This window comes from Plantactinospora sp. BB1 (assembly GCF_003030385.1).
GTDB lineage: Bacteria > Actinomycetota > Actinomycetes > Mycobacteriales > Micromonosporaceae > Plantactinospora.
Genome location: NZ_CP028159.1, coordinates 5,733,319 through 5,751,699 on the forward strand (window position 1 = coordinate 5,733,319; position 18,381 = coordinate 5,751,699).

General features: G+C 73.0%; 20 protein-coding genes. 11 read left to right on the top strand and 9 right to left on the bottom strand.

All coding sequences use genetic code 11. The features are described 5' to 3' along the window. Positions 1 to 11: 11 nt before the first annotated feature. The 3 genes from C6W10_RS25100 to C6W10_RS25110 form a co-directional block, all read right to left on the bottom strand. Positions 12 to 1,478 (bottom strand): aspartate aminotransferase family protein, encoded by a 1,467-nt coding sequence (locus tag C6W10_RS25100; RefSeq protein ID WP_107264259.1) that lies wholly within the window; start codon positions 1,476 to 1,478, stop codon positions 12 to 14. 119 nt (positions 1,479 to 1,597) lie between these two features. After that, positions 1,598 to 3,019 (bottom strand): MFS transporter, encoded by a 1,422-nt coding sequence (locus C6W10_RS25105; protein ID WP_234361411.1) that lies wholly within the window; start codon positions 3,017 to 3,019, stop codon positions 1,598 to 1,600. 150 nt (positions 3,020 to 3,169) lie between these two features. Further along, positions 3,170 to 3,811, bottom strand: coding sequence for a GNAT family N-acetyltransferase (locus tag C6W10_RS25110; RefSeq protein ID WP_199853093.1), 642 nt, complete (start codon positions 3,809 to 3,811; stop codon positions 3,170 to 3,172). Positions 3,812 to 4,104: 293 nt separating this feature from the next. Between C6W10_RS25110 and C6W10_RS25115 the strand changes: the two genes are divergently transcribed. Beyond that, positions 4,105 to 5,238 carry a DUF418 domain-containing protein gene (locus C6W10_RS25115; protein WP_199853740.1) on the top strand — a complete coding sequence of 378 codons (1,134 nt, stop codon included), beginning with the start codon at positions 4,105 to 4,107 and terminating at the stop codon, positions 5,236 to 5,238. Positions 5,239 to 5,309: 71 nt separating this feature from the next. Here the strand turns inward: C6W10_RS25115 and C6W10_RS25120 are convergent, their stop codons facing one another. Beyond that, positions 5,310 to 5,765: a DUF3592 domain-containing protein gene (locus tag C6W10_RS25120; RefSeq protein ID WP_107261036.1), complete on the bottom strand. Its 456-nt coding sequence runs from the start codon at positions 5,763 to 5,765 to the stop codon at positions 5,310 to 5,312. Positions 5,766 to 5,896: 131 nt separating this feature from the next. On the opposite strand from C6W10_RS25120, the gene C6W10_RS25125 reads away from it, so the two are divergent. Both C6W10_RS25125 and C6W10_RS25130 read left to right on the top strand, forming a co-directional pair. Beyond that, positions 5,897 to 6,553, top strand: coding sequence for a response regulator transcription factor (locus tag C6W10_RS25125; protein ID WP_107261038.1), 657 nt, complete (start codon positions 5,897 to 5,899; stop codon positions 6,551 to 6,553). Between the two features lie 13 nt (positions 6,554 to 6,566). Continuing rightward, complete coding sequence (locus C6W10_RS25130) at positions 6,567 to 7,943, top strand: HAMP domain-containing sensor histidine kinase (RefSeq protein WP_107261040.1); 1,377 nt, start codon at positions 6,567 to 6,569, stop codon at positions 7,941 to 7,943. Between the two features lie 10 nt (positions 7,944 to 7,953). Here the strand turns inward: C6W10_RS25130 and C6W10_RS25135 are convergent, their stop codons facing one another. Continuing rightward, positions 7,954 to 8,934, bottom strand: a complete 981-nt coding sequence (locus tag C6W10_RS25135; RefSeq protein WP_107261042.1) for a TAXI family TRAP transporter solute-binding subunit — start codon at positions 8,932 to 8,934, stop codon at positions 7,954 to 7,956. 131 nt (positions 8,935 to 9,065) lie between these two features. Between C6W10_RS25135 and C6W10_RS25140 the strand changes: the two genes are divergently transcribed. From C6W10_RS25140 to C6W10_RS37505, 7 genes are all read left to right on the top strand, one after another. Further along, a complete protein-coding gene (locus C6W10_RS25140) occupies positions 9,066 to 9,713 on the top strand; it encodes a hypothetical protein (RefSeq protein ID WP_234359026.1) in 648 nt (215 codons plus the stop codon). Positions 9,714 to 9,734: 21 nt separating this feature from the next. Next, positions 9,735 to 10,973, top strand: coding sequence for a sensor histidine kinase (locus C6W10_RS25145; protein WP_159104734.1), 1,239 nt, complete (start codon positions 9,735 to 9,737; stop codon positions 10,971 to 10,973). Continuing rightward, on the top strand, positions 10,966 to 12,159 hold the full coding sequence (locus tag C6W10_RS25150) for a hypothetical protein (protein WP_159104735.1): 1,194 nt from the start codon (positions 10,966 to 10,968) through the stop codon (positions 12,157 to 12,159). The genes C6W10_RS25145 and C6W10_RS25150 overlap by 8 nt, the downstream gene beginning before the upstream one ends. Then, positions 12,141 to 12,797, top strand: coding sequence for a response regulator transcription factor (locus C6W10_RS25155; RefSeq protein ID WP_107261047.1), 657 nt, complete (start codon positions 12,141 to 12,143; stop codon positions 12,795 to 12,797). Before C6W10_RS25150 ends, C6W10_RS25155 begins: the two co-directional genes overlap by 19 nt. 157 nt (positions 12,798 to 12,954) lie before the next feature. Further along, positions 12,955 to 13,320, top strand: coding sequence for a hypothetical protein (locus C6W10_RS25160; RefSeq protein ID WP_159104736.1), 366 nt, complete (start codon positions 12,955 to 12,957; stop codon positions 13,318 to 13,320). After that, positions 13,317 to 14,351 carry a WXG100 family type VII secretion target gene (locus tag C6W10_RS25165; RefSeq protein WP_107261050.1) on the top strand — a complete coding sequence of 345 codons (1,035 nt, stop codon included), beginning with the start codon at positions 13,317 to 13,319 and terminating at the stop codon, positions 14,349 to 14,351. Before C6W10_RS25160 ends, C6W10_RS25165 begins: the two co-directional genes overlap by 4 nt. 4 nt (positions 14,352 to 14,355) lie before the next feature. Then, the gene (locus C6W10_RS37505) at positions 14,356 to 14,532 is read left to right on the top strand and encodes a hypothetical protein (protein WP_159104737.1); all 177 of its coding nucleotides are present in this window, start codon (positions 14,356 to 14,358) and stop codon (positions 14,530 to 14,532) included. Between the two features lie 57 nt (positions 14,533 to 14,589). Here C6W10_RS37505 and C6W10_RS25170 read toward each other — a convergent pair whose 3' ends face one another. Further along, a complete protein-coding gene (locus tag C6W10_RS25170) occupies positions 14,590 to 14,913 on the bottom strand; it encodes an MGMT family protein (RefSeq protein WP_107261052.1) in 324 nt (107 codons plus the stop codon). Between the two features lie 71 nt (positions 14,914 to 14,984). On the opposite strand from C6W10_RS25170, the gene proB reads away from it, so the two are divergent. Beyond that, on the top strand, positions 14,985 to 16,175 hold the full coding sequence (gene proB, locus C6W10_RS25175) for a glutamate 5-kinase (protein ID WP_107261054.1): 1,191 nt from the start codon (positions 14,985 to 14,987) through the stop codon (positions 16,173 to 16,175). A 61-nt stretch (positions 16,176 to 16,236) separates the two neighbouring features. Here the strand turns inward: proB and C6W10_RS25180 are convergent, their stop codons facing one another. From C6W10_RS25180 to C6W10_RS25190, 3 genes are read right to left on the bottom strand one after another with little or no spacing between them, the layout of a single operon-like run. Further along, positions 16,237 to 16,479, bottom strand: a complete 243-nt coding sequence (locus tag C6W10_RS25180; protein WP_107261056.1) for a helix-turn-helix transcriptional regulator — start codon at positions 16,477 to 16,479, stop codon at positions 16,237 to 16,239. Continuing rightward, a complete protein-coding gene (locus C6W10_RS25185) occupies positions 16,479 to 17,330 on the bottom strand; it encodes an ABC transporter permease (RefSeq protein ID WP_107261058.1) in 852 nt (283 codons plus the stop codon). Before C6W10_RS25185 ends, C6W10_RS25180 begins: the two co-directional genes overlap by 1 nt. Beyond that, a complete protein-coding gene (locus C6W10_RS25190; RefSeq protein ID WP_107261060.1) occupies positions 17,327 to 18,298 on the bottom strand; it encodes an ABC transporter ATP-binding protein in 972 nt (323 codons plus the stop codon). Before C6W10_RS25190 ends, C6W10_RS25185 begins: the two co-directional genes overlap by 4 nt. Between the last annotated feature and the right edge of the window lie 83 nt (positions 18,299 to 18,381).

Sequence of the window (18,381 nt, forward strand, 5' to 3'; positions counted from 1 at the left end):
GTGCCGGCCGGTCACCAGCCGGGCCGCTGCAGCAGGCCGAGGAACTCCGCCAGCAGCGCCTCCCGGACCGGGATCGGTGCGGCGTCGAGCAGGGTGTTCACCGGCGCCATCCGCTCCGGCGGCCGGCCGGCGGCCGGGTCCAGACCCAGCCCGGCGGCCACCCCGGTGACCAGGTCCGGGGTGAGCTGCGCCGGGGTCAGCGTGCCGAGCGTTCCGAGCAGCTCGGCGGGAAGCCGCACCGGACCGGCGAGCCTGGCGTCCGCCGCCGCCGCCCGCAGGTCCGCGCCGAACTCCGCCACCCGGGGCGCCACCGAGGCGGTCACCGACAGGTGGATGTTGGCCGGCATGCCGGCGTACGACAGCTGCGGCTGGGTGTGCCAGCCACGCCGGGTCAGCTCGTCGGCGAGGACGAAGAGGTTCAGCCCGGGGTCGGTACTGGTGAAGCAGACCACCGTCGACTCCGGTTCGGCGACCAGCCGCAGCCCGTCCACGTCGGAGACCGCGCCGGCCAGTCCGCGTACCGCCGTCAGGGTCTGCTCGGCCAGGGTCAGGTAGCCGGCGTCGCCGAGGTGCCGCAGGATCGCGTAGGCGGCGGCGATCGGCCCGCCGGACCGGGTGGACGAGATCACCGGGTTGACCATCGTGTAGCCGGGCCAGCCGGCGAAGGCGAAGTACTGCGAGCGGCGCAGCTCCGGGTCGCGGTGCAGCAGCACCGAGACACCCTTCGGGGCGTACGCGTACTTGTGCAGGTCCACCGAGATCGAGGTGACGCCCGGCAGGCCGAGGTCGAACGGCGGCACCGGTACGCCGAGCCGGCGCAGATAGGGCAGCGTCCAGCCGCCGAAGCAGGCGTCCACGTGGCAGCGCACCCCGGCGGCGGCGGCGATCCCGGCGATCTCGGCGACCGGATCGACCACCCCGTACGGGTACGACGGTGCCGAGCAGGCCACCAGTACGGTCTCCGGGCCGATCGCGGCGGCGATGTCGCCGGGTGCGGGGCGGAGCGTCCGGGCCGAGACCGGCACCTGGTCGAGGATGATCCCGAGGTAGTGCGCCGCCTTGGCGAACGCGGCGTGCCCACTGGTCGGCACCACCAGCCGGGGCCGGGCCACCTCCGGCCGGGCGTCCCGGGCCGCCTTGACGGCCAGGATCAGCGACTCGGTGCCGCCGCCGGTGACACTGCCGACCACCTCCGGCGCCGCCGTGCCCGGCCCGCCGCCGAGCAGTTGGGCGGCCGCGCCGACGAGGGCGTTCTCCAGCGCCAGCAGGGACGGGAAGGCGGTCGGGTCCAGCCCGTTGACGTGCGCCGCCAGCGCGTACGCCGAGTTCGCCAACTCGTCCAGCCCCGGCACGGCGGAGTCGTAGACGTAGGCGAAGAGCCGGCCGCCGTGCGTCGGCAGGTCCGTGGCGCGCAGGTCGCGGAGTTCGGCCAGCACCTTGTCCGCGGGTACGCCCACCGGCGGCAACGCGTCGATCATGGCGGCCACCGTAACAGCCGAAACGCCCCTGGTGAGCGCCTCGAAGCCCCCGACCACGGCACGGATTCCTGCCGTGGTCCGGGACTACGACACCCAGATCCTGCCGGGGTGGTGGGAGTTCAACCGGGGTGGGTGGGTTGCGGGTGCGGGTTCGCGTCGGAGGCGGTCGCCAGCCGTTCCGGGGTGAGGTCGTAGCCGCGCATGGTCAGCAGGGCGAGCCCGACCAGCAGCGCCGGCAGCACGGTGAAGCCGACCAGTACCCCGGCCCGGGCGGTACCGGACTGGGCCGCCGCCTGACCGGTCGACGAGGAGACGTAGCCGGACAGTTGCAGTACCAGACCGTAGATGCCCGGCCCGAGGGCCAGCCCGAACGTCTCGCCGGCCGTCCACACCCCGGTGAAGACCCCCGCCTGGCGGCGGCCGGTGCGCGCGGTGTCGTACCCGATGCAGTCCGGCAGCATCGCCAGCCCGAAGACCTGCTGGCCGGCGTACCCGCAGCCGATCGCCGCGACGACCAGATAGACCACCGGGGCCGGCAGCACCGGCGCGGCGGCCAGGGCCAGCGCGCCGCCCGCGAAGATCAGCGACGCGACGGTGAACGCCCGGGGCTTGCCCAGCCGGGCACCGGCCCGGCTCCACAGTGGCATCACCAGCAGCGCCGGACCGACGAAACACCCGAAGAGCAGCGTCGCCCCGGTCTGCGGATCCCGCAGCACGTGCTCGGCGAAGTAGTTGACCCCGGCCAGCACGGTCGCGATGCCGGCCGCCTGGACCACGAAACAGATCAGCAGCAGCCGGAACGGCCGGTTGGCGGCGGCGACCGCGAGCTGGGCGCGCAGGCTCGGCTCGCTCGCCACCACCGTCCCGGTCGGGGCGGACCGGGTGCCGAGGAAGGCGCCGACCGCGCCGACCGCGATCAGCACCGCCACGAAGAGCCCCAGCCAGCGGTGCCCGGCCACCCCGTCGCCGCCCGCGCCCACCACCACCGGGGCGAGTGCGCCGGAGACCAGGATCGCCAGCGCCAGTACCGCCACCCGCCAGGTCATCAGCCGGGTCCGCTCGGTGTAGTCGTCGGTCAGCTCGGCCGGCATGGCGACGTACGGGACCTGGAAGAAGGCGAACGCGGTCGCGGCGAGCAGGAACGCCAGCGCGACGTACCCGGCGGCGGCCGGACCGGGCCGGAACGGTGCCGCGAAGATGGCGGCGAAGAGGACCGCCAGGCCGAGCCCGCCACCGAGCAGGTAAGGCCGGCGGGCGCCCCAGCGGGACCGGGTCCGGTCCGAGATCCGCCCGGCGACCGGGTTCACCAGCACGTCCCAGGCCTTCGGCAGCAGCACCAGCAGGGCGGCCAGCCCGGCGGCCACCCCCAGGGTGTCGGTCAGGTACGGCAGCAGCACCAGGCCGGGCACCGTACCGAAGGCGCCGGTGGCCAGCGATCCGAGGGCGTACCCGGCGTGCACCCGGCGCGGCAGGGTGGTCGGGGACGGGGGCGAGGAAGGGGACTCGGAGAGGTCGGCGCGGGTGCCGGGCACGGCGTCCATGCGCCGGGATGCTATCGGCATCGATCTTGTCTGCGGGCTCCCGCTTTCGGTGGCAGGGCTCCCGCTTTCGTACGGCGACGGTGGCCGATCGGTGTAGCGCCGACCGGCCACACCACCCGCCGCACGGTCAGGTCGGTGCCGCCCAACCCGTCACGGCTGCCACACCATCGTCTGCTGGTGGAGCTGCCTGCCACCCTGCCTGGCACCGGGGACCGGTGGAGTCGGACCGTGCCTGGCGAAGCCGACACGTTCGAAGAACCGCACCGCACGCGTGTTCTCGGCCAGGGTCTGCAGATGGCACCCGGGCGAGCCGGTCCGGATGAGCCGGTCGAACCATCGCCTCATCAGGCCGTCGGCGGCGCCGGTCCCCCGCGCCGGGGGCGTCACGTTGATGTGCAGGTGGGCCGGCCAACGGGCATCGTCGAGGCCCCTCGCGGTGGGCTTTCGCCGGACCGTGGCCGTCGCCATGTCGACCATGCCACGAGCGAGGAAGGCTGCGGGCCTGGGTCGGAATACCAGCCGATACCTCGCGATCGCCCGCTCCATGCGCTCTCTCTCGCTGGGGAACGTGGAACTGTCCAGGCAGCCCGCCAGGTAGCCGACGACATGGCCACCCGTCACGGCGACGAACAACGAGTCCGGTTCCCGGCTCATGTACGGCTCCAGGTACATGGCCGCCTCCGACTCCTCGTGTCCCCACATCAGGGCGGACGGAGAGCCCTCGCCCGCCCGGCCGAACAGCTCACGCAGCGCGGCGCGGTCAGTCTCCGCGAAACTACGGATTTCGATCATCCCGAGCCACTCCCCGACACCCTCCCCCAGCTGGTCCGACCAGTCTGCCACGTCCCTGACCAGGAGATTCGAGTGCCTGTTGGGATATGGATCAGCCTCGGCAGTTGCGCGCATGCCCGTACGGGGCAGCGGCGGTGTCCGCCGAAAGTGGTATCCCCGGTTCGGCATGCGGACCGACGCACCGGCGCGGTAGGTCGATGACGCTGGACGCGACGCCTAGCACGGGGGGAAGCGGAATGGGTGTGGCCCTGACGACAGTCGTCGGTCGCGAGAGATCCGGCGCGGATCGCCTGGTGCTGCTGGACGTACTGCGCGGGGTGGCGATCCTCGGCACGCTCGCCACCAACGTCTGGATCTTCACCCACCCCAGCGGAGAGTACGGCGTACTGTCCGACGCCACCGCCATCGCGACGCTCAGCGGCAACCCCGTCGAGACGGCGTTCCGGTTCCTCGCCAACGGCAAGTTCCTGGCACTGCTCACCATCCTGTTCGGTGTCGGACTGGCGATCCAGTACCACTCGGCGCAACGTCGCGGCGAGCGCTGGCCCGGCCGGTACCGCTGGCGGGCCGGGTTGCTCTTCGTCGAGGGCAGCCTGCACTTCCTGCTGATCTTCGCCTTCGACGTGCTGATGGGGTACGCCGTAGCCGCGCTCGTGGTGGCGTGGCTGTTGAACCGGTCGGGCCGGGTGCAGAAGGTGGTGTTCTGGACCACGGGCAGCCTGCACCTCGCCCTGATGCTGCTCGGCACCGTCGCCCTGCTCGCCGGCCCCGATCCGGCAGCGAACCCCGACCCGGCCCTGACCGGGCTGTTCACCTCCGGCGGTTACCTCGACCAGGTGCGCTTCCGGCTGGACAACGCGCTGGCCCTGCGGAGCGAGCCGATCCTCACCTTCAGCCTGCTGCTCTTCCTCTTCCTCTTCGGCGTACGGCTGTTCCGGGCCGGTGCGTTCGGCGCCGATCCGACCGGACGCCGGATCCGGCGCCGACTGGTCTGGTACGGGCTCGGCGTCGGTCTGCCGCTGAACGTGGCGACCACCCTCGCCGGGCCCGATCTCTTCCTGGTCGACCGGTACGTCCTGCCGGCGCTGGTCACGGTCGGCTACCTCGGTCTGGTCGGGATGCTGCTGGACCGGCTCCGCCGTCCCGGGCCGGTCGTCTCCGGCCTCACCGCCGTCGGCCGGACCGCGCTGAGCTGCTACGTCCTGCAGAACCTGGTCTGCACGGTGATCTGCTACGGCTGGGGCCTCGGCCTGGCCGCGACACTCGCCGAGGCCCGGCCCTGGTGGGTCATCGGACTCTGGGCGGCCGTCTGCACCGGGCTCACCGTCGGCGCCTCGCTCTGGCTGCGCCGCTTCCAGCACGGCCCGCTGGAGGCGCTGCAGAGGAGCCTGCTCACCCGGCGGCGCACCGTCGCGGAGCTGGGCTGAGTGGCTGGGCGAGACGCGGCCGGGTGACTTCACGTCGGGCCCACCCCGGTCACCCGACCGTCCGGGTGCGCTCAGCCGGTGCCCTTCCGACGCTCCTCCCGAAGCAGACGCAGGGTAGCCAGGGGCACCCCCACCAGGCCGAACAATGTGGTCCCCAGCAGCATGTACGCGATGCGGTGGTTCTCCGGTGCCCGTGCGTCACGCACGTCGTGGTCGGGGTGTCGAGGGTCGTACACGATGGGAATCTCGTCGCCGACCTGCACTCTCGGCCCGGGCGCCTCGTCGCCCTGCCCGACCAGCGACCGCACCTGCCGCCCGTCGCTGGTGCGGAATTCGACCTCCACCCGCGACTTCTTGCCCAGGTCGACACCGGTGACCCGGGCGGTTACCTGGCGACCGCGATCCCGCAGCGCGTTGTCGTTCGTCCAGACCTGCCAGGTCGCGACGGCGAAACCGCACACCACCACCACTCCCATGGCGACGAAGAGTTTCGCGGGTGGCCGCCGCACGGTGCCGAAGAGAGCCATGGCGTCCAGTTCCCCGACGGCGGGTTGAGGTAACCCGATCCTGAGCGCGCCGACGCTCCGCCGCGCTGTGCTCGATTGCGTCGATGCGGGATGATCGCAGCGGCTGGTACGACAGATTAGGAGCGGCCGGCATGCGCATCCTGTTGGTCGAGGACGACGCCCGGGTGGCCGGCGCGATGGCCGCCGCCCTGTCCCGGCGCGGATACGACGTGGAGCGGGCCGGCACCGCCGCCGCCGCACTCGCCGCCGCCCCCTGCGACCTGGTGCTGCTCGACCTCACCCTGCCCGACGGCGACGGGGTGGAGGTCTGCCGGGCGCTGCGGCAGCGCAGCGCGCAGCTCGGCATCATCGCGGTCACCGCACGCGGCGAGGAACGCGACCGGGTGATCGGGCTGCGGATGGGCGCCGACGACTACGTGGTGAAACCGTTCTCGATGGCCGAGCTGGAGGCCCGGATCGTCGCGGTGCTCCGCCGGGCCCGGGCCGGCGCCCCCCGGCCCGAGGTCGTCGAGGTCGGCCCGATCTGGATCGACGTCGCCGCCCGGCTGGTCACGGTACGCAGCGCCGAGGTCGCGCTGACCCGCAAGGAGTTCGACATCCTGGTCTCGCTGGCCCGGCAGCCGGGCGTGGTGGTGCCGCACGAGCGGATCGTCCTGGACGTCTGGCCGACCACCGGCGCCGCCCGGCACACCGTGGAGGTGCACGTCGGCTCGCTGCGCGGCAAGCTCGGCGATCCCGACCTGGTGCAGACCGTACGCGGCGTCGGTTACCGGCTCCGGGCCGAGTGACCGGAGCCCCTCGGTGCGCCGCCGCCTGGTTTTCAGCTACTCGCTGCTCATGATCCTGGTCCTGCTCGCCCTGGAGACCCCGCTGGCGATCACCCTCGCCAACCGGGAGACCGAACGGATCCGGGCGGACCGGCTCGCCGACGCCAACCGGTTCGCCTCGCTCTCCGGCCCCGCGCTGCGTACCGGCGCGGTCAGCGCGATCGACGACGAGTTGCAGCGCTACCAGGAGCTGTACGGGATCAGCGCAGCCGTGATCGACCGGGAACGGCGCCAGGTGGTCGCCCCCGCCGGCCCCCGGCTGGACACCGAGCTGACCGACCGGGCGATCTTCGGTGCGCTGGCCGGCCGGCAGATGACCGTGCCGGAGGTGCTCTGGCCCTGGGAGGTCGGCCCGCTGGTGGTGGCCGTACCGGTGAACGACGGCGGTGAGGTGATCGGTGCCGTCATCACCGTCTCCGCCACCGAGCGGGTCCGCCGGACCGTAACCGTCTGGTGGGCGGCGCTGGCCACCATCGGACTGCTCGCCGTCTCCGCCGGGGTGATGACGGCGTTCCGGCTGGCCGGCTGGGTGCTGCGCCCGGTGACCGTGCTCGACGTGGTCACCCACGACATCGCGGCCGGCGACGGCCTGGCCCGGGTGCCGACCCAGCAGGGTCCACCCGAGCTGCGCCGGCTCGCCACCAGCTTCAACGAGATGGCCGACGCGGTCGCCGACGCCCTGGAACGGCAGCGGGCCTTCGTCGCGCACGCCAGCCACCAGCTCCGCAACCCGCTGACCGCGCTCCGGCTGCGGGTCGAGGAACTCGGGCCGAGCCTGACCGACGAGTACGGCCGCGACGAGCACCGGCTGGCGCTGGAGGAGACCGACCGGCTCGCCCAGGTACTCGACGGGTTGCTCACGCTGGCCCGCGCCGAGCGGGCCCAGCACGCCATGGTGGTGGTCGACGCGGCGGCGGTGGCCGCGTCCCGGGTCGCCGCCTGGCAGCCGCTGGCCAACCACCGGGGCGTCACCCTCACCCTCGCCCCGGTCACCGGCCCGGTGCCCGCCCGGGCCGTGCGTACCGCCGTCGACCAGGTGCTGGACGCGCTGATCGACAACGCGGTCAAGTTCGGCGACCCCGGTGGCCGGGTGGAGGTCTCGGTGCACCGCGCCGAGGACGGCGTGCTCGTCCGGGTCACCGACGACGGACCGGGGATGACCGGCGCGCAGCTCGAATCGTCGACCGAGCGCTTCTGGCGGGCACCGGACACCCAGAACATCGACGGCGCCGGGCTCGGCCTGACCATCGTGGCGGTACTGGTCGACGCCTCCGGCGGTCGCCTCACCATGCGTCCGGCCGAGCCGACCGGGCTCGTCGCCGAGGTCTGGTTCCGCACCGGCGAGGCGTGAGCGGTCTCCGTCAGGGCTTGTGCGTCTGGTAGTAGCGGGCCGCACCCGGGTGCAGCGCCAGCGGGGTGGTGGTGATCGCCGACTGCACGTTCAGCCGGGCGGCGGCCGGATGGGCACTGCTCAGCTCGTCGCGGCGCTGCATCAGCAGCCGGGTCACGTCGTAGACGAGCTGCTCGGGCATGCCGGTGGCCACCACCAGGTAGTTGGGCACCGCCACCGTGGTCACCGGCGCCGACCCGTACGCCGAGGCGGGGATGTCCCGCTGGACGTACACCTCGCGGTAGGACTGGCGCAGCGGCTCGACCCACTGCCCGAGGTCGACGAAGCGGGCCCGGGTCTGCGCGGCGAAGTCCGCCACCGCCTTGACCGGCAGGCCGCCGGAGAAGAAGAAGGCGTCGATCTGGCCGGCCCGCAGCGCGGCGACCGAGTCGTCGATGCCGAGCCGGAGCGTCTCGGCCAGCTTGTCGCCGACCTTCGCGACCCGGAGCAGGCGTTCGGCGGTGACCGCGGTGCCGGAGCCCGGCGCGCCGATCGCCACCCGCTTGCCGGTCAGGTCCGTCAGCTGCCGGATCGGCTCCTGGGTGAGGGTGACCAGGTGCAGCAGGTCGTCGTAGACCCGGGCCACCGCGCTCAGCCCGGCGCCCTGGCCCGGTTCGGCGGTCAGGATGTCGGCCTGGGTGAAGCCGAGTTCGGCCTGCCCGGTGGAGACCAGCGAGACGTTCTCCTCCGACGCGGCCGTCACCACCACGCTCGCCGTCACGTCCGGCAGTTCCCGGTTGAGGATGCCGGCCAGGGACTGACCGACGGCGTAGTAGACCGCGGTGGCGCTGCCGGTCGCGATGCGCAGCCTGGTCGGCTCGGCCGGCGCCGAGGTGCAACCGACGGTGGCCGGCAACGCGACCGTGACCACGGCCAACGCCACGGCGAGCGTGCCGAACCGCCGACCGGGCAGTCCCCGGCCGACGCGTCGGTGCCACCGTGCCCCGCCCACCCCACCACCCCGGCGATGATCGACACTCAGCGCAAGTTTTGCTCAAGCCTTCAACCGATGTCTACCGCCTCGGCGCGGTAACGGCCACCGTTGAAAGTAGTTGGTCGTCGCGAGTACGGGGGGCGACAGAGATGGTCTGGAGCACCGGGGTGTACGCCTCAACGCGGCCGCCCCTACGGCCGTCCGGCAGTACCAGCCTGCTGGACCGGACGTCGCTGGCGGACGCTTTCGAGGCGGCGTGCCTGATCAGGTGCATCCGGGTGCAGGGGGTGCGGCAGCCGACCACCATGGTGGCCGAGTTCAGCTCGGAGGCTGCCGCCAACCGGCTGGCCGAACTGCTGGCCCGGCTCGGCACCCCGGCCCGGGCCGAGCGGATCACCGCCGGTGTGCGCCGCCGCTACGAACTGCACCGGCTGCACCTCACCGAGCCGGGGCAGCCCGCCGTACTGTCGATGGGTTGGCGGCAGGGGCGGACCGCGCTGCTCGACCCGGCCGCGGTCGGCGCCTCCGCGCCCCGCAACGCCCGCCGGCAGGCGTTGGCCGCCGCCGCCTGGCGGGCCGCGCTGCTGGCCGCCGGCCGGCACGTCCGGACCACCATCCTCGGGGTACGCATCCGCGATACCGAACTCGCGGCGGTACTGGTGCGCAGCGCCCAACTGCTCGGCTCGCCGGCCTCGGTCGCGCCCCGCTCGGGCTGCCTGCTGGTGACGGTGCCGGGCGGCCCGGACAAGGAACGGATCCTGCGCCGCAGCGCCCAGCCGGTCTCCCTGGTGGGCTGACCGCCGCACTACCATCGGGGCGTGAGGGCCGTGCGGGACCGCTGGCGACGGCCGGCACCGCCACCAGACACACACGACGGCGCAGACCCCTCCGGCGGCGCTGGAGAGAGCGTCGGCGGGCCGGCGACCGACGACACCCGACGGATCGGCGGTACGGAACGCGGGCTGCGCCGGCTCGGCCGCCGCTACGCGGTCGTCATCCGCAGCGCGACGCTGGCCTGTGCCGGCGGTGCCGCGCTCTTCCAGTCGGCCCCGGAGCGGCGGGCGTTGGTCGGCGCTGTTCTCCTGACGCTCTGCGCCTGGAGCGTGCTGTACCTGCGCGCCAACTCCCGCCGCTGGCTGCTGCCGGTGGACACCCTGCTGATCGTGCTGCTCTGCCTGACACAGCGCTGGACGGTGCCGCCGGAGGCGTTGGCCGACAGCACCAACTGGGTCCTCGCGGTCGCCGCGATCACCGCCGTGGCGCACCAGTGGCTCGGTACCGTCGCCGGGGGTGCGCTGCTGGCCACGGCGATCGTGCTGGCTCACCTGGCCGGCAACGCGCTCGCCTCGCCCGGGACCTGGTCGGAGTCCGCGCCGGTCGGGCTCTGGACCCTCGTGGAGGCCGGGCTGTCCCGGGTACTGTTCCTGCTCGTCCGGGCCGGTGCCCGGCAGACCGACCTGGCCGTCCGGGAACGCGAACGGGCCCGCTCCGAGGCCGCGGTGGCCGCCGCACGGTGGGCGGACGAGCGGGAACATCTCGCGGTGCTGCACGACACCGCCGCGAGCACCCTGCTCGCGGTCGGCGCGCGGATGGTCGACGGCACCGAGCCGTGGCTCGCCGCGCAGGCCGGCCGCGACCTGGCGACCATCTCCGGCCGCCCGGACCTCCCCGACACCAGCCGCACCGACCTGGTGCGGACGCTGCGCGAGGTGGCCCGGAACGCGGCCGTGGCGGTGGAGCTGCGGGCGCCACCGATGCTCCTGCTGCCGACGGTCCGGGCCAACGCGATCGGTGCCGCCGTCCGGGAGGCGTTGACCAACGTCGGCCGGCACGCCGGGGTCGGGACGGCGGAACTCGTCGTACGGCGCCGCGCCGGCCGGACCCTCGTCGAGGTCGTCGACCGGGGCCGGGGCTTCGCCCCGGAGCGGGTACCCGGACAGCGGCGCGGGCTCTCGCACTCCATCCAGGAGCGGATGGCCCGGGTCGGCGGCCGGGCGGTGGTGACCGCAGCGCCCGGCGCCGGTACCCGGATCCGGCTGGAGGTGCCGGATGGCTGAGCCGGCCGGGCACCCTCCGGTGGGCAGGCTCCTGCACGGGCTCCGGCTGGCCACCCTCGCCATCGCCGTCACCGCGCTCTTCGGCTTCGCCCTGCCGCTGCTGCTGACCCACGCCGAGACCTACCGCAGCCTGGCACAGCAGGTCCTCGCCTTCGGGCTGCTGACCGCCGTCGCCGGGCTGGCCGGGGTGCGGATCGTCCGGAACCGCTCGCTGGGCCGGGCCCGCTGGGTGCTGCTGGCGGCGGTGGTCGGGGCATCGGCGCTGGCCGTCACGGGGATATCCGCCGACGCGCTCATGTCGGAGCAGGAGTGGTCCTTCGGCGTGATCGGCTGGTTCGGGCTGCTCCTGCTGGTCGACCACGGCGTCACCGCCACGGCCACCTTCCTCGGCGCGCACACCGTCGCCAGCTTCGCCCAGCTCGCCCTGGTCGGGCAGGCGCACGAGATCGCCGACCTGGTCGTCGTCGCCGCGATCGTGCTCGGCTGCCAGCTTCCGGTCCTGGCCGGCGCCGCGACGCTGCGGGGGCTGGTGGCGACCGCCTCCGCCGCCTCGGCCGACGCCGCGCGGGTACGCACCGCCGAGGCGATCGCGGCACACCTGCACGCCGACCGGCGGGCCCGCTACGCCGACCTCGCGACCACCTGCGTACCCCTGCTGACCGAGCTGAGCACCGGTTCGGCCGACCTGCGCGACGAGCGGGTACGTCGCCGGTACGCCGTGGCGGCGGCCCGGCTGCGCCGGCTCTTCGCGGAGCACGACGAGGTGGTCGATCCGCTCCTGCACGAGCTGCGCGCCTGTCTCGACCTGGCCGACCGTACCGGGGTCGCGGTCTACCTCGGTACCTGCGGAGAGTGGCCGACTCCGCCCCTGGCGGCCCGCCGGGCGTTGACCGAGCCGGCGTTGCGGATCGTCGGGACCGCGACCTCCGAGGTCCGGGTGACGCTGCTCGGCTCCCCCGGCGGTGTCACCGTGAGCGTCGTCGCCGACCCTGGGATCGCCGACTCTGGGATCGACGAGCCGGCCGGCGGCGACCCGGCGGCCGCGACCGCCAGCCCCGCCGGCACCGCCGGCCCCGCCGGCACGGACAGCATGGACGACACCGACGGCACCGACGGGGTGACCGTCACCCGGCTCGTCGACGGGTCGAGAGTGTGGGTGGAGGCCAGATGGCAGGCGAAGAGCTGACCACGGCGGTGGTCGTCGACGACCACCCGGCGATCGTCGCCGGCATCCGTGCCTGGTGCGCCGCGGCCGACCCGCCGATCGAGGTCCTCGACTCGGGTACGACTCCGGCGGTGGCCTGGACCGAGCCCGGCCTCTCCGCCGACGTCGTCGTCTTCGACCTGCTGCTCAACCGGGAGGTACCGGCCTATCCCGACCTGCGACGACTCGTCGACGCCGGCCGTTCGGTGATCGTCTACACCATGCGCGAGGACCGGGACACCATCCTGCGCTGTCTGGACCTCGGGGCCTTCGCCTGCCTGGCCAAGACCGAGGGACCGAAGCACCTGGTCCAGGCGATCCAGACCGCCAGCCGGAACCTGCCGTACACGCCACCGGCGATGGCCCGCGCGATCGGCACCGACAACCGGCCGGACCGGCCACGGCTCACCCCGCGCGAGACCGACGTACTGGTCAACTGGTTCGCCTGCGAGTCCAAGGAGATGGTGGCGCGCAAGCTCAACCTCTCGGTACGCACCGTCAACAGTTACATCGACCGGGTCCGGATCAGGTACGCCAACGCGGGTCGCCCGGCCTCCACCAAGGCCGCCCTGGTGGCCCGCGCCATCCAGGACGGCCTGGTCCGGCTCGACGAGCTGTAGCGGCGGCCTGCCGCGACGGGTCCACCCGGGACTGTGGGGCGAACGACCGTCACGGCGCCTCCGGCCTCCGCCCTAGCCTCCCATTCGAGGGCACGGGCAGGAGTGGAGAACGGGATGGTCCGGAACAGGTCATGTGCAGCCGGAGCGGATTCGGCCGGTGGCGGAGGGCACTCGGGGGATCGTGATCGCCGACGCCCGGCGCCGGATCGGCGGGTACGCCATGGATAGGCCGCTGCTGCCGAACCTGCGGGACCCGGTCGCGGACCGGCTGTTGCGGGAGTCTCTGGCGGAGCAGGCCCGCGACGACCGTGACCCGCTGGCCCGGGACATGGCCCGCGACGTGCTGGACGGCAACATCACGCTCTACCAGGCGGCGGCGTCGAGCGTCTACGGCGAGGTCTTCGCCCAGCGGGCCGACGAGCACACGAACTGGTGGCACGGGCTCTCCGAAGCGGAGCGGGAGCGGCTGCGCGTCGAGGGCAGGGAGGCGATGGCAGCGGCTCGGGAGGAGGAGCAGCGATGACGGTCAAGGTGAAGACCGCCGACCTGCGCGGGTACGTGGCCCTGCTCAACCGCAACGCCGAGCACAACGACAAGGTCCTGGCGTACCTGCGCCAGTGGTGTGGCGCGGAGATGCGGGCGATCGACTCGGAGGGGCTGCTGGCGAAGGCGCTGAACTTCCACGACCGGTTCTACGCCGACGCCGAGAACCTGATCACCCAGTTGGGTCGGGCGTTGCGCGGCTCGGCGGCGGAACTGGCCAAGGCCGCCACCCTCTACGACGGCAGCGACCAGGCGGCAAAGGAGCGCTTCGAGCGCCAGTACAGCAACCCGACCGCCCGGGAGGGCTGGGAGGCGGGCCACTCCGGCTTCGCCGACTACATGAACCCGCTCGACGTACTCGTCGGAACCCCCTCCTACCAGGAGTTCTCCGACCCGACCAAGATCCTTGACAAGATCGGCGACTCGATCAGCATCAGCGGGACGGTGCTCAACTTCATCCAGGAGGTGACCGGGGTCAATCCGCTGGACAGGGCGGGCCGGTTCTTCGCCGGCAACTGGGAGGCGTACAGCAAGGCCGCCGGAGCCTGGCGCGCCATCGGCGAGGCGCTGGAGCGGATCGGCAAGAACATCGACCGGGGACTCGCCTCGCTGGACCGGGCCTGGGAGGGCAGCGCGAGCGAGGCGGCGTACGCGACGTTCCAGGCCCTCGCCAACGTCTTCAAGGACATGCTGTCGCGGTTCACCAAGCTGCATCAGACGTACCAGGAGTTCGCCGAGTTCGCGATGTACACCGCATCACTGGTGGTCGACACCATCAAGATGGCGATCGACACCGCGCTGATCCTGCTGGCCCGGCGGAAGGGTGGACCCTTCGCCGAGGCGGCGGCGGCGTTCGAGATGTTCAAACTCGTCAAGTACATCGGGTACTTCAGCTGGACCCTGATCACCGCACGTGGCGCCATCGCCACGATCTTCGGCGCCACCGCCGGGATAGGAAGTTCACCGCTGCGCGGAGTGGGGGTGGCCGGCTATGACGCACCCGGGGTCTGACGGCGTGATCCGTGGCGTCACCGGGTACGACGCCGACGGCGAACCCGATCCGCTGCGCGACGTACGCCCCATGCTCGACCGGCTCTACGCCGACGACGAGAGTCCCGACGGCGCGGGAATGGACGTGATCTCCGAGATTCTGCTCACCTGGATCGAGCGGCGCCGGCACGGCGAGGAATGAGTCCCGCCAGAGCGGACCGCGGCGACGGGCGACGGGCGGCCGACCGGGTCAGTCGGGTCAGTCGGCCGGTTGCCGGTCGGTTGGCTGCCAGTCGGCCGCCGCCATGTCGACTCCGGCGCCGCGCAGCGGGGTCCCCTCGGCCAGCAGCCGGGCCCGGGCCTCGGACTCGTGCCCCGGTGGCAGCCGACCGGCCGAGTTGACCACCCGATGCCACGGCACCCCGCCACCGTGCCGAGCCATGATCGAGCCGACCAGCCGGGCCGACGCCCGGCCGGACCGGTCGGCCAGGTGGTCGGCGATGGCGCCGTACGACATCACCCGGCCGGGCGGGATCCGCTCGACCAGCGCGAGCACCTCTTCGACGTACTCCTCGGGGGTCATGAGCTGCCACGATATGGGAGTGCGGGGCGGGCCGGCGGGGCGGGCCGATCCGGGCACCGCAGAATGGGCGGGTGCGGGAAGCAGTTACCACAGCTCGCCGGATCGTGGTCAAGGTCGGCTCGTCCTCGCTGACCACCGCCGCCGGTGGCCTGGACGCGGCGCGGGTCGACGCGCTGGCCGACGTACTCGCCGGGTGGCTGACCGGCGGGTCGGCCGGCGCCCCTTCGACGGAGCCCGGTGCCCGACCGTCCGGGGCGGGTCGCAAGCGGGTCCTCCCGGCGGACCGGCGGGAGCTGGTGCTGGTCTCGTCCGGGGCGATCGCCGCCGGCCTGGCCCCGCTCGGGCTGGCCGCCCGACCGCGTGACCTCGCCACCCAGCAGGCCGCGGCGAGCGTCGGGCAGGGGCTGCTGATCGGCCGCTACTCGGCGGGTTTCGCCCGGCACGGCCGCACCGTCGGCCAGGTGCTGCTCACCGTCGACGACGTGACCCGGCGGGCGCACTACCGCAACGCCTACCGCACGCTGCGCAAGCTGCTCGACCTCGGCGCGGTGCCGATCGTCAACGAGAACGACACGGTGGCCACCGACGAGATCCGGTTCGGTGACAACGACCGGCTGGCCGCCCTGGTGGCGGCGCTGGTCCACGCCGACCTGCTGGTGCTGCTCTCCGACGTGGACGCCCTCTACACCGGCGACCCGGCCCGTCCCGGCACGGCACGCGTCGAGGAGGTCCGCGACGAGCAGGATCTCGCCGAGGTGGCGATCGGCCGGGCCGGCCGGGCCGGGGTCGGCACCGGCGGCATGGTCACCAAGGTGGAGGCGGCCCGGATCGCGACCGGGTTCGGCATCCCGGTGGTGCTGACCGCCGCGCCGCTGGCACCGGCGGCGCTGGCCGGCGAGCCGGTCGGCACCTTCTTCCACCGGGTACGCCAACGCCCGGCGGCCCGGCTCTTCTGGCTGGCCCACGCGACCTCACCCCGGGGGCGGCTGCACCTCGACCCCGGTGCGGTGCAGGCGGTGGTGGCCCGGCGCAAGTCGCTGCTGCCGGCCGGGATCACGGCGGTGGACGGCGCCTTCACCGCCGGTGACCCGGTGGACCTGGTGGACGACGCGGGAGCGGCGGTCGCCCGGGGACTGGTCAACTACGACGCGGTGGAGTTGCCCGGGCTGCTCGGCCGCTCCACCTCGGAACTCGCCGCCGCCCTCGGCCCCGGCTACGAGCGCGAGGTCGTGCACCGCGACGACCTCGTGCTGCTGGTCTGACCGCCGCCGCCGGCCGCCGGGCCCCCGCACCGCCGGCTCACGCCGTGACCCGTTCGGCGGCTCAGGCGGTGGCCCGTTCGGCGGCGCCGATCCGGGGGAAGGGCTCGGTGGAGAAGACCACCTCCACCGGGACCTCGAAATACCGCGCGATCCGCAGCGCCAGGTGCAGGCTCGGGTTGTATTCGCCGCGCTCCAGATAGCCGACCGTCTGGTAGTGCACCCCGAGGGCGTCGGCGAGGTCCCGACGGGAGATCCCGCGCTCGGCCCGGAGCACCGCGATGCGGTTGTAGATCGCCTCGCTCATCAGTTGATCCTCTGCATCGCCTTCTCCTTCCGAGCGGCGACGCTCGAACCGGACTCCCGCCGGGCCATCCGGCGCAACACGATCGGCGCCACCACCAGGCCCAGTACGGCCCAGCCGGCGAGCATGCCGAACGTCTCCAGGTGCCGCCAGGACCCGCCGATCTCCACCGCCGCCAGCTCGGGCGGCAGCAGCGCCGACCGCGTACCCAGGCCCAGCCAGTAGACCGGGAAAGCCTGACCGATCCACTGCAACCAGACCGGGAAGGAGGTGATCGGATAGAAGATCCCGGAGGTCGCGACGAGGCCCATGATAGGCAGCATGATCACCCCGACGTTGCGGGGGTTGTCGAAGAGCGAGCCGAGGATCGCGCCGAGCGGCAGGCAGGCGACCAGGCCGAGCACGAGCACCCAGAGCAGGGTCAGCCAGGCGCCCGGACCGCGCAGGGCCACGCCGTCCACCAGAAACACTCCGGGTACCACCAGGATGACGGAGCTGACCAGTGCCATCCCGGAGACCAGCACCACCTTGCCGACCAGATGGCCGAGCATCCCGTTCGGGATCGCCTTGGCCCGCAGCAGGGTGCCGTCCTCACGCTCCACGGTGAGCGCCATCATCATGGTCACCAGCGCCCCGAACGCCAACCCGCCGCCGAGCACGCTGGGCAGCGTACGGGCGCCGAGCGAGAAGTTCGTGCCGGGCACCGTGGCGTCCCGCATGAAGAACATCACGACCAGGAACGACACGTTGGGGAAGAAGTAGTTCCACAGGTCCTGCACGCTGACGAAGCTCTGCCGTACCTCGATCCAGCCCCGCCGTACCCCGGCCCGGAGGGCGACCACCGTCGGGTTCACCGGCCCGCCTCCTCGAACTCGCGCAGCGTGGCGAGGCTCCGCCCGGACTCGACCTCGCGGACCAGTGCCATGTAGGTGTCCTCCAGACTCGCCCGCCTGACCTCAAGGTCGGCGACAGCGTCGCCGTACTGCTGGAACAACTCCCGGACGAACCGGGTGGCATCGGCGGTGGCGTGCACGAACCGCTGCCCGTCCCGGCTCCACTTGACCTCGGCCTCCGAGGACATCCGCCGGGAGAGCTGCTCGGCCGAGCCGTCGGCGATGATCGAGCCGCCGGCCAGGATCAGGATCCGGTCGGCCAGCTTCTCCGCCTCGTCCAGGTCGTGCGTGGTGAGCAGGATCGTGGTCTGGTCCAGGTCGGTGAGCCGGTGCACCAGGTCGTGGAACTCGCGCCGGGCCTCCGGGTCGAACCCGGCCGTGGGCTCGTCGAGGAAGAGCAGCTCGGGGCGGCCGACGATGCCGATCGCGACGTCCAGCCGGCGCCGCTGCCCGCCGGAGAGCTGGCCGACCCGCTTGGCGGCGTGCGGGTTCAGCCCCACCACGTCGATCAGGTCGTCGACGTCCCAGGGCCGGCGGATCCGGTCGGTCGAGTAGGGCTGGTAGTAGGAGCCGAGGTGGCCGAGGAGCTCGCGTACCCGCCACTTGGCGTGGTCGCGCCAGGACTGGAGCACCACACCCAGCCGGGCCCGCCACCGCTCGTCGCCGTGCGCCGGGTCCACGCCGAGCACGGTGACGTCGCCGGCCGACCGCATCCGGAAGCCCTCCAGGATCTCGATGGTGGTCGTCTTGCCGGCGCCGTTCGGGCCGAGCAGCGCCAGCACCTCACCGGGGCGGGCCGTGAACGTGACCCCGGTCAGCACGTCGGTGCTGCCGTAACGCATCCGCAGATCGCGGACGTCCAGCACGGGCTGCTCGACCGGTGACCCGGCAGGCTCGGTGGTCCGGCCCGGAGTCTCGGCGATGGTCATAGATCTACACCCCCTCATCTAACCTCTACGCGAGGAGATAGTACATCTACTACATCGCACAGCAAGAGTGCTGCAAGAAACGC

Excerpts from the sequence above, each read along its gene's own strand:
- C6W10_RS25100 (WP_107264259.1), bottom strand. The coding sequence starts at position 1,478 with ATGATCGACGCGTTGCCGCCGGTGGGCGTACCCGCGGACAAGGTGCTG.
- C6W10_RS25105 (WP_234361411.1), bottom strand. The coding sequence starts at position 3,019 with ATGGACGCCGTGCCCGGCACCCGCGCCGACCTCTCCGAGTCCCCTTCC.
- C6W10_RS25110 (WP_199853093.1), bottom strand. The coding sequence starts at position 3,811 with ATGATCGAAATCCGTAGTTTCGCGGAGACTGACCGCGCCGCGCTGCGT.
- C6W10_RS25120 (WP_107261036.1), bottom strand. The coding sequence starts at position 5,765 with ATGGCTCTCTTCGGCACCGTGCGGCGGCCACCCGCGAAACTCTTCGTC.
- C6W10_RS25125 (WP_107261038.1), top strand. The coding sequence starts at position 5,897 with ATGCGCATCCTGTTGGTCGAGGACGACGCCCGGGTGGCCGGCGCGATG.
- C6W10_RS25140 (WP_234359026.1), top strand. The coding sequence starts at position 9,066 with ATGGTCTGGAGCACCGGGGTGTACGCCTCAACGCGGCCGCCCCTACGG.
- C6W10_RS25150 (WP_159104735.1), top strand. The coding sequence starts at position 10,966 with ATGGCTGAGCCGGCCGGGCACCCTCCGGTGGGCAGGCTCCTGCACGGG.
- C6W10_RS25155 (WP_107261047.1), top strand. The coding sequence starts at position 12,141 with ATGGCAGGCGAAGAGCTGACCACGGCGGTGGTCGTCGACGACCACCCG.
- C6W10_RS25165 (WP_107261050.1), top strand. The coding sequence starts at position 13,317 with ATGACGGTCAAGGTGAAGACCGCCGACCTGCGCGGGTACGTGGCCCTG.
- C6W10_RS25170 (WP_107261052.1), bottom strand. The coding sequence starts at position 14,913 with ATGACCCCCGAGGAGTACGTCGAAGAGGTGCTCGCGCTGGTCGAGCGG.
- C6W10_RS25180 (WP_107261056.1), bottom strand. The coding sequence starts at position 16,479 with ATGAGCGAGGCGATCTACAACCGCATCGCGGTGCTCCGGGCCGAGCGC.
- C6W10_RS25190 (WP_107261060.1), bottom strand. The coding sequence starts at position 18,298 with ATGACCATCGCCGAGACTCCGGGCCGGACCACCGAGCCTGCCGGGTCA.